Origin of the sequence: Streptomyces sp. SM10 (assembly GCF_002910915.1) — a bacterium.
GTDB lineage: Bacteria > Actinomycetota > Actinomycetes > Streptomycetales > Streptomycetaceae > Streptomyces.
In genome coordinates, this window is record NZ_NEUF01000158.1 from 20,812 (window position 1) to 28,622 (window position 7,811).

Consider the following 7,811-nt stretch of genomic DNA (forward strand, 5'->3'; position numbering starts at 1 on the left):
GCCCGAGGACGCCCATCTTCACGTGCGCTGAAGGTGCAGGCCCATGAGCTCGGGGACGCCTTCTGGACGGCACAGGTCGCCGGGCGCGTGAGTGCGTCCGGCCAGCGATTACGGTCCTGCGGTCTCGCCTTCGGCCATCCCTCGGGTGGTGTCCATGCTTGTGGGAGGGGGCGACAGGGGCATCTGGAGGCCTGGAGCGGCCCGAATGCTCCGCAACCTGTCGGGTAGGCGGTAGCCGTCGACACGGATCATCGTGGCACTGTGCGGCCGGCCCGACGTTTCAGTTGCCTGTACGGGGAGCCGGTCCGCGGGAGGAGGAGTTTTTGTGTCAGGAAACAGCGCGCCCATTCTCAGTAAGCTCAGTGAGTCCGGGCAGACCGTGGAGTTTCCCGACGAGGACGTCCGCGGCCGTAAGGTCACCGGCGCCGACGGAGACGATGTCGGAAAGATCGAAGACCTCCTGATCGACGAGTCGGAGCGCAAGGTGCGTTTCCTTCTCGTAGCGCATGGAGGATTTCTGGGATTCGGTGAGACGAAGTCATTCATTCCGGTGGACGCCGTGGCGAGGGTTACGGGCGATCAGGTCTTCATCGACCAGGCGCGGGAGCGCGTCGCAGGAGCCCCTGTCTACAGCCCCGAACTCGCCGATAAGTCGGACCATTATGCGAGCGTCTACGGGTACTACAACTATGCGCCGTTCTGGAGCCCGGGATACATCTACCCGGGTTTCCCGTTCCGCGCGCACATGTGACAGGTCGCAAGCCTTGTTGGCTTCACTGACCGGGGCGTGGAGTGTCTCGAAGGGCCGACGGCAAGTGTCGGCCGGTCGTGTTCCCCTGCGGCGGACCCTTCCTGCCCGCTTGGTGCGGTGAGGTACTCGTTCCCTCCGTTCGGAGCGCACTCCCCCCACATCGCCCGCCTCCTCGCCCGCGCCCGCTCCGGCGTCGGGGTGATCGTATGTATTGATCATGTCGACCACGATGAGAACAGTGTTCTCCAGGACTGCATCATCACAATGGGGCCGCTTGTGTTCCGCCCCGCGACCGGTCTGCGTGTTTCGCGATTGTCAGGGTGGGAACCCACCACACTCGTCTACGAATGCGGACGAAGCAGGGAGCAGACTGTGCGCGCACTGACCTACCAGGGAAAGCGGGATGTCCGGGTGGAGACGGTCCCGGACCCGCAGATCCAGGATCCGACGGACATCATCGTCAAGATCACGTCCACCGGGATCTGCGGTTCCGATCTTCACCTCTACGAGGTCCTTGGGCCCTACCTCGACCCGGGCGACATCCTGGGCCACGAACCCATGGGAGTCGTGGAGGAAGTCGGCCGTGAGGTGAGCGCCGTCGCTCCGGGGGACCGTGTCGTCATCCCCTTCAACGTGTCCTGCGGGCACTGCTACATGTGCGGTCAGGGGCTGCATTCGCAGTGCGAGACCACCCAGGTGCGCGAGCGTGGCACCGGCGCGTCACTGTTCGGGTACACCAAGCTCTACGGACAGGTGCCCGGCGGTCAGGCCGAGTACCTGCGGGTCCCCTTCGGCAACGACCTGCCCATCAAGGTCCCGCACGGGCCCTCGGATGACCGATTCGTGTATCTCTCCGACGTGCTGCCCACCGCCTGGCAGGCCGTGCAGTACGCGAACATCCCGCCCGGCGGCAGCGTCACCGTCCTGGGCCTCGGACCGATCGGCGCCATGGCCGCCCGGATCGCCCGCCACCGGGGCGCCGATCTCGTCATCGGCGTGGACCTGGTCCCCGAACGCCTCGACCGGGCGAGCAGGTACGGCGCCACCTGCCTCGACCTGCGCCGCTACGGCGAGAACCTCGGTGACGCCGTCCGCGACCTCACGGACGGGCGCGGCACGGACGCGGTGATCGAAGCGGTCGGCATGGAGGCCCACGGCTCCCCCGTGGCCAAGGCGGCACACACGGCGGTCGGGCTGCTCCCCGACGCGATCGCGCAGCGCATGATGGAAACAGCGGGGATCGACCGTCTCGCCGCGCTGCACGCGGCGATCGACCTGGTGCGCCGGGGCGGCACGATCTCCGTCTCCGGCGTGTACGGCGGCAGCGCTGACCCGATGCCCATGCTCACCATGTTCGACAAGCAGATCCAGCTGCGCATGGGGCAGGCCAACGTCAAGCGATGGGTGGACGATCTGCTGCCCCTGCTCACCGACGACGACCCGCTGGGCGTGGACTCCTTCGCCACTCACCACCTGCCACTGGAGGAGGGCCCGAAGGCTTACGAGACGTTCCAGAAGAAGGCCGACGGCATGATCAAAACCCTGCTCGTCCCCTGACCCGGGCGACGGAGACCGGTCCGCGGCCACGGAGGAAGGAAGCCCTGGCATGAAGAACAACGGCCCCCGTCCCGGCAAGCGGGTCGTGGTCACGGGAGCCACCGGCAACGTGGGGACGAGCGTGGTGCGCGCGTTCGCCGCCGACCCGGACATCGGCTCGGTCCTGGGGCTGGCCCGCAGGCGGCCCGGGCTGGAGATCCCGAAGGTGGAGTGGGACACCATCGACCTGTCCCGGGCCGACAGCGAAGACCGGCTTGTCGGTCTCCTGCGGGGCGCCGATGCCGTCGTCCACCTGGCATGGCGCTTCCAGCCCACCCACGACCCCGTCGTGACATGGCGGAGCAACGTGCTGGGGTCTCGGCGCGTCTTCGAGGCCGTGGCACGCAGCGGGGTGCCCGCCCTGGTGCACGCCTCGTCCGTCGGCGCCTACTCCCCGGGCCCGAAGGACGAACCCGGCGTCGATGAGGGGTGGCCCACCGACGGCTGGCCGGACGCGGCCTACTGCCGGGAGAAGGCCTATCTGGAACGGGTTCTGGACACGTTCGAGCTGCACCACCCGCCGATCCGGGTGGTCCGGATGCGGCCCGGATTCCTCTTCAAGGAGACCGCCGCCCCCGAGCAGCGGCGGATCTTCGCCGGCCGCTACGCCCCCGGCCCCCTTCGACGGCCCGACCTGCTGCCCTTCGTGCCCGACCTGGACGGGCTGCGTTTCCAGACGCTCCACACCGACGATGCAGCCGAGGCTTACCGGCTGGCCGTGCTCCGCGATGTGCGCGGCCCCTTCAACCTGGCGGCGGCCCCGGTCATCGATGCCCACAGGCTCGCGGATGTGCTCGACGCCCGGGTCGTGCGGGTTCCCAGGGCGCTGGTTCGCACCGCGGTCGCGGCCGCTTGGCGGACCCATGCCGTACCGGCCTCCCCGCACCTGTTCGACGCGGTGCTACGCCTGCCCGTGTTGGACTCCGGCCGGGCCCGGGACGTACTGGGCTGGCAGCCCACCCGTACGGCGGAAGACGCGCTGAACGCCTTCCTGCGAGGTGTGCGCGAAGGCACCGGCGAGGGCACCGCACCGTTGGCCGGCCGAAAGATCGGCTGACGCCGCGTCAACGCCGTTGCCCCCGGCCCCGTCTGGACGCCCCTCATCCCGGCGACCCTGCCCGACACCAGCGAGTTCGGGAGGCAGAGCCCGTTCGGCCGACCCGCCCAGCCCGCGGAAATGGCGCCCGCATACGTCTTCCTCGCTTCCAGGAACGCCTCCTTCATCACCGGCGAGATCATGAACGCCACCAGCGGCACACCCCTGCCCTGACGCCAGAGAAGCCTCTGTGCCCACGCCCTACCCGCCCGGCATTCCGGCCGTACTGCCCCGTGAGCGGATCACCCAATTCCTCCTGCGATACCTGTGCTCCGGCGTCGAGCCGGGCATGAACCTCCCGACCCCGCCCTTCAGACCATCCGCGTCCGCGTCGAAGACCACTGACAACCTCAACCCCTGCTGCTCCGGGTCAGCCATCGCGACCAGGGCCGCCCGCACACGTACGGCAAGGTCGCCGCCGTGGCCGTCGTCGGCAACGAGGACGGCGCGCACAAGGGGAGCGCGGACGTGTTCCAGGGACTCAGCGACGTCAGCTTCTCGCTCGCACCCGGAGCCGTCACGTACTGGGTCGGCGAAGCCATGCACGGCACCGGCTACCGGGATCTGGAAAAGACACCCGACGCCGTCGCGACGACCACCGAGACCCTGGCGGCCAACGCCACCCACCTTGCGCGCCCGCTCACCGGCAGCCCCTACTCGGCAGCCTGACGGCCCGGGGGCCGCACCTCAGCAGCCAGCGCAAGTAACCCCCAGTCCAGCGAACGACCGTGGGCCTCCCGTGCCGAGAATCGGAATTCCTGTCCCGGGTGTCACAGACGTTGCCCGCACAGCGGCCTTCTGGACCGCAGCGCTGCACCTGGACGTCTCTCCGCAGTGACACAGCGAAAGATGGCGCACCCTCAGCCACGCCCATCGAGCCACGCGAGCGGTCCGAAGCCTGCCCCGTGCAGGTGGCGGAGGTGAGGCGGGCTGCCCGCGACTCAGTCAGAAGGTGCGAGTTCCGTCATCAACCGGCGGGCTTCCAGCAGTAGCTCGCCCCCGACGGCCGACGCCGATGGTTCCTGTTGGTGGAAGGTGCCGGTGAGTGAGCTGAGGGTGCTCCAGGCTTCCCTGAACGCTGCGTCGCGGCGTTCGTGCAGTGCTCCGGCTGCGGACCCGGAGAGCAGGTCGGTTTCTATGGCGCAGATACTGCTGGCCTGGCCCAGCACGTCGGACAGCAGCCGCAGAAAGTCCGGCGACGGCGGGGGAAGCCCCGTGTCGTCGTTGATCGTCTTGAGCGTGCGGGTGAGGGCCAGGACGCGGGTGCAGACACTGCCCCACCGGGTGTCCTCGGCGAACGGAGGGGGCGTCGGGCCGACGCGGCGCAGTCGGCCTCCCGGGTTCCAGCGTGATCCTTCCATGGCCCAGCGGCGGGCCTCACTCACGTTCTGCAGCGACACCGTGAGGCTGCCGGCCGAGTGATGCCAGCTCTCGGACATCTCCAGCCCGTCCTCCTCACGGAGTCCCTCCGCCACGCCGCCGAGCACGTCCGCCGTCTCCCGCGTAAGACGGACCAGACGGTCGCGAACGCTGCGCAGGTGAACGGGCGGGAGGACGAATGCGTTGACCAGAAGACCGATCACCGCACCGATCAGCGTCTCCAGGAGCCTGTGCCCCACGGTGGACGTGCTGGACACCCCACCGGTGATCACGAAGAGAGCTGTGGTGGCACCGTAGATGCCCTGGCTTCCGAAGCGCCGGTAGTTGCCGAGCAGCATCATGAACGGCAGGGTGAGCAGCATGGCGGCCATGGTCTGGTCATGTGTGAAGGCCATCGAAGCGGACGCCCACAGGGTTCCGAGGGCGATGATGGCGAACTGCTGGATCCCCGTGCGTACCGACTGGTAGACCGTGCTGCCGACCATCGCGATCGCCGTCCACGGAGCCAACAGGGCCATCGGCGCCTGGAACCACCACCCGCTCACCGCCCACGCAGCTATCGCCGCCGCCGCTGCCTTGAGGGACTGGACGAGCGTGTCCCGCTCCGGACCGGCCTCAAAACACGCGCTGTGGACGGACCGCCGCACCCCTGCCCACTCCTGACCGACCCACCGCCGCACCCGCGCCGGGCTCACCTTTCCTGTCAACCTCTTCCCCTCTTCAACGCTCACCTTCCGTTCCGGCAGGTCTTCTCGTCGACCCTCAGCCGGATATTCAGTGGATCCGTTCCGGACGTGTGGCTGCTGTCGGCTGCGCGGGTGCTTGGAGCCTTCACCGGCTTTGCCACACCTCTTGAGTGAGACACCACACCAGAGGGGCGCAACGCTCGGCGTCCGCCGACAACACCACCCCGCGCCGAGGAGTTGGACGCGTGGCCGTGAAAAGCCAGTACCCCGAGGACCCCGACGCGCACGCCTGGTTCCGCCGGTTGGCGGCGCCAGGTGAGTCAGGATTCCTGGTGGGCGAGGGTGAACAGGCCCCCGTCGGGGTCCTGGAGAGTCCGGGAGAAGCCCTTGGCCGCCCACGTAGTAGGTGACGGCTGGGGTCTGCTGCCTCCTGCCCTCATGGCTGCGGACACGGCCCGCTCGACGTCGTCCACGGCGAAGTTCACCAGCCAGCGGGGCCGCAACTGAGCCAGAGGGGAGGTCTGCACGCCGCCGCCACGCAGGGACAGAATCACCCGGCCCCTCAGCTTCACCAGCACGTGATCATTCCGGTAGTCGATGTCGACGCCCTCCTCAGTGGCCCAGCCGAGGACTTCCCCGTAGAACACCGCGGCATCGAACACGTCGCGCGTCTGCAGATCGAGCCGGGTGGGCGCCCGGCCCTCTCCCGGCAGCCAGGCCAGTGTGTAGCCCTCCCAGAACCCGAACATCGCCCCGTCCCGGTCCGCCGCCAAACCGACACGCCCATCGCCGACGGCCATCGGACCAACCGCCACGGTGGCACCGCGCTCACGGATCCGCGCGGCCGTCGCGTCGGCATCCCGCACAGCGAAGTAGGGCGTCCACACCGACGCCGACGCCAGCCCGGGCCTGCGGGCTGCGAGCCCCGCCACCGGATCGCCGCCCGCCATCGCAACAAGGAACTGGTCGTCCAGCGAACTGGACCGGAACCGCCAGCCAAGAACCTGCTCGTAGAAGGTCCTGGCCACATCCAGATCAGCGACCATCAGGTTGACCCAGCACGGAGCTCCCTGCACCGGCACGTGATGTCGCTCGTCCGACCCATGCACTTATCCCTCTCCTTCCAACACCTGCTGGCGACCATCCACCAGCATCCGCTGTCCGCTGGTATGCGCGCGATCGACAGAGGGCGCCCCGGCCGGCCCAATCCGCAAGAACACCTACCGGCCCCGCACCCACGCTGCCGCTCTGCCCGCGTGACCGTCGGGCAGTGCACACCGCGGTCATCATGCCCCAGTCCTTCCACGCCGCGTGAGGGAGAAGCGGCCGGCTCGCCCGAAGCTCGAAGTGGTCGCTCTCGTAGGGGTGGTGCGCCACCGGCAGGGTGGGCGCGCCCGTGCACGGGGGCCGACGGCATCTACGGAACCCGGAACGGTTCAGCCACTCATGGACTTCACGGTCACGCTGGACTGTCTTGGCCAGACCCTCGCTGTCCAGTACGAGTGCGCCGTTCATGCGGCCGCACCGGCATCGGAGGAGGCCGAACTGGTGAGCTTGGCCCGCTTGGAAGCCACTGCTTGAGGGTCGGCGGGGCCGTTGGTCTTGTCGAGGTCGGCGATGAGTTCGGCCAGGTTGTCGCGTTCAATCTGTCGCTGCGCGGCCTCCCGTGCCTGCGTCCTGCGAAGGCTGACGGGCGCTGTCAAGAGCCGAGGCATGGCCCGTGGGTATGCGCCTGGTTCACCGTTCGTAGTGGAAGCGGCACGCCACCACGTGGATGACGGCGTTCTCATCGATGCGGTACACCAGCCGGTGTTCGGAGTTGATACGCCGCGACCAGTAGCCGGAGAGGTCGTTCCGCAGCGGTTCGGGCTTGCCGATTCCTTCGTGGCCGCCCCGGTCGATGTCGGCGATCAGCTGGTTGATGCGCTTCAGTATTTTGCGGTCGTTCCCCTGCCACCACAGGTAATCGTTCCAGCCGTCGTCGACGAACAGCACCTTCACGCGGCGCCACGCCCGGCCTCGTCATCGGGATCCACCAGCTCGCGAAGTGCACCCTGGCCGGCCCGGTCCTGCTCGATGGACCTGCGCAGGCGCTCGGCCATCGCGGGCGACCGCAGCAGGTAATCGGTCTCTTTCAGTGCCTCGTACTCGGCGAGCGAGACGACGACCATCGGCTCATGGCCGGTCCGGGTGATGACCAGCTCCTCGGCGTCGTTCTCCACCGCGTCGAGGGCGTCGGCGATGCCCGCGCGTAGCTCGGTGACACTCATCGTCTTCATGACGTACACGATAACGTACAGAG

Annotated in this window: 8 protein-coding genes and 2 pseudogenes; 5 read left to right on the top strand and 5 right to left on the bottom strand. The window is 68.4% G+C overall.

Features of this window, described 5'->3' with window-relative positions:
* Window positions 1-325 precede the first annotated feature (325 nt).
* The 5 genes and pseudogenes from B9S57_RS25100 to B9S57_RS25125 form a co-directional block, all read left to right on the top strand.
* On the top strand, window positions 326-751 hold the full coding sequence (locus B9S57_RS25100) for a PRC-barrel domain-containing protein (protein WP_103517857.1): 426 nt from the start codon (window positions 326-328) through the stop codon (window positions 749-751).
* A gap of 372 nt (window positions 752-1,123) precedes the next feature.
* Window positions 1,124-2,308, top strand: coding sequence for an alcohol dehydrogenase catalytic domain-containing protein (locus B9S57_RS25105; RefSeq protein WP_103517858.1), 1,185 nt, complete (start codon window positions 1,124-1,126; stop codon window positions 2,306-2,308).
* A 49-nt stretch (window positions 2,309-2,357) separates the two neighbouring features.
* Window positions 2,358-3,404, top strand: a complete 1,047-nt coding sequence (locus B9S57_RS25110; protein ID WP_103517859.1) for an NAD-dependent epimerase/dehydratase family protein — start codon at window positions 2,358-2,360, stop codon at window positions 3,402-3,404.
* A gap of 3 nt (window positions 3,405-3,407) precedes the next feature.
* A pseudogene (locus B9S57_RS25115) lies at window positions 3,408-3,617 on the top strand (SDR family oxidoreductase); the annotation flags it as partial.
* A gap of 207 nt (window positions 3,618-3,824) precedes the next feature.
* A pseudogene (locus B9S57_RS25125) lies at window positions 3,825-4,112 on the top strand (NADPH-dependent oxidoreductase); the annotation flags it as partial.
* A gap of 272 nt (window positions 4,113-4,384) precedes the next feature.
* Here the strand turns inward: B9S57_RS25125 and B9S57_RS25130 are convergent.
* The 5 genes from B9S57_RS25130 to B9S57_RS25155 form a co-directional block, all read right to left on the bottom strand.
* Window positions 4,385-5,530 (bottom strand): FUSC family protein, encoded by a 1,146-nt coding sequence (locus B9S57_RS25130; RefSeq protein ID WP_181011457.1) that lies wholly within the window; start codon window positions 5,528-5,530, stop codon window positions 4,385-4,387.
* Window positions 5,531-5,829: 299 nt separating this feature from the next.
* Window positions 5,830-6,555, bottom strand: coding sequence for a VOC family protein (locus B9S57_RS25135; protein WP_103517861.1), 726 nt, complete (start codon window positions 6,553-6,555; stop codon window positions 5,830-5,832).
* Between the two features lie 465 nt (window positions 6,556-7,020).
* A complete protein-coding gene (locus B9S57_RS25145; protein ID WP_103517862.1) occupies window positions 7,021-7,224 on the bottom strand; it encodes a hypothetical protein in 204 nt (67 codons plus the stop codon).
* Between the two features lie 22 nt (window positions 7,225-7,246).
* Window positions 7,247-7,510: a Txe/YoeB family addiction module toxin gene (locus B9S57_RS25150; RefSeq protein ID WP_103517207.1), complete on the bottom strand. Its 264-nt coding sequence runs from the start codon at window positions 7,508-7,510 to the stop codon at window positions 7,247-7,249.
* Window positions 7,507-7,809, bottom strand: coding sequence for a type II toxin-antitoxin system Phd/YefM family antitoxin (locus B9S57_RS25155; protein WP_374935984.1), 303 nt, complete (start codon window positions 7,807-7,809; stop codon window positions 7,507-7,509). Before B9S57_RS25155 ends, B9S57_RS25150 begins: the two co-directional genes overlap by 4 nt.
* Window positions 7,810-7,811: the final 2 nt, after the last annotated feature.

Bases quoted from the DNA above. Each gene is read 5' to 3' on its own strand.
- B9S57_RS25110 (WP_103517859.1), top strand. From the start codon at position 2,358: ATGAAGAACAACGGCCCCCGTCCCGGCAAGCGGGTCGTGGTCACGGGA.
- B9S57_RS25135 (WP_103517861.1), bottom strand. From the start codon at position 6,555: ATGGTCGCTGATCTGGATGTGGCCAGGACCTTCTACGAGCAGGTTCTT.
- B9S57_RS25145 (WP_103517862.1), bottom strand. From the start codon at position 7,224: ATGCCTCGGCTCTTGACAGCGCCCGTCAGCCTTCGCAGGACGCAGGCA.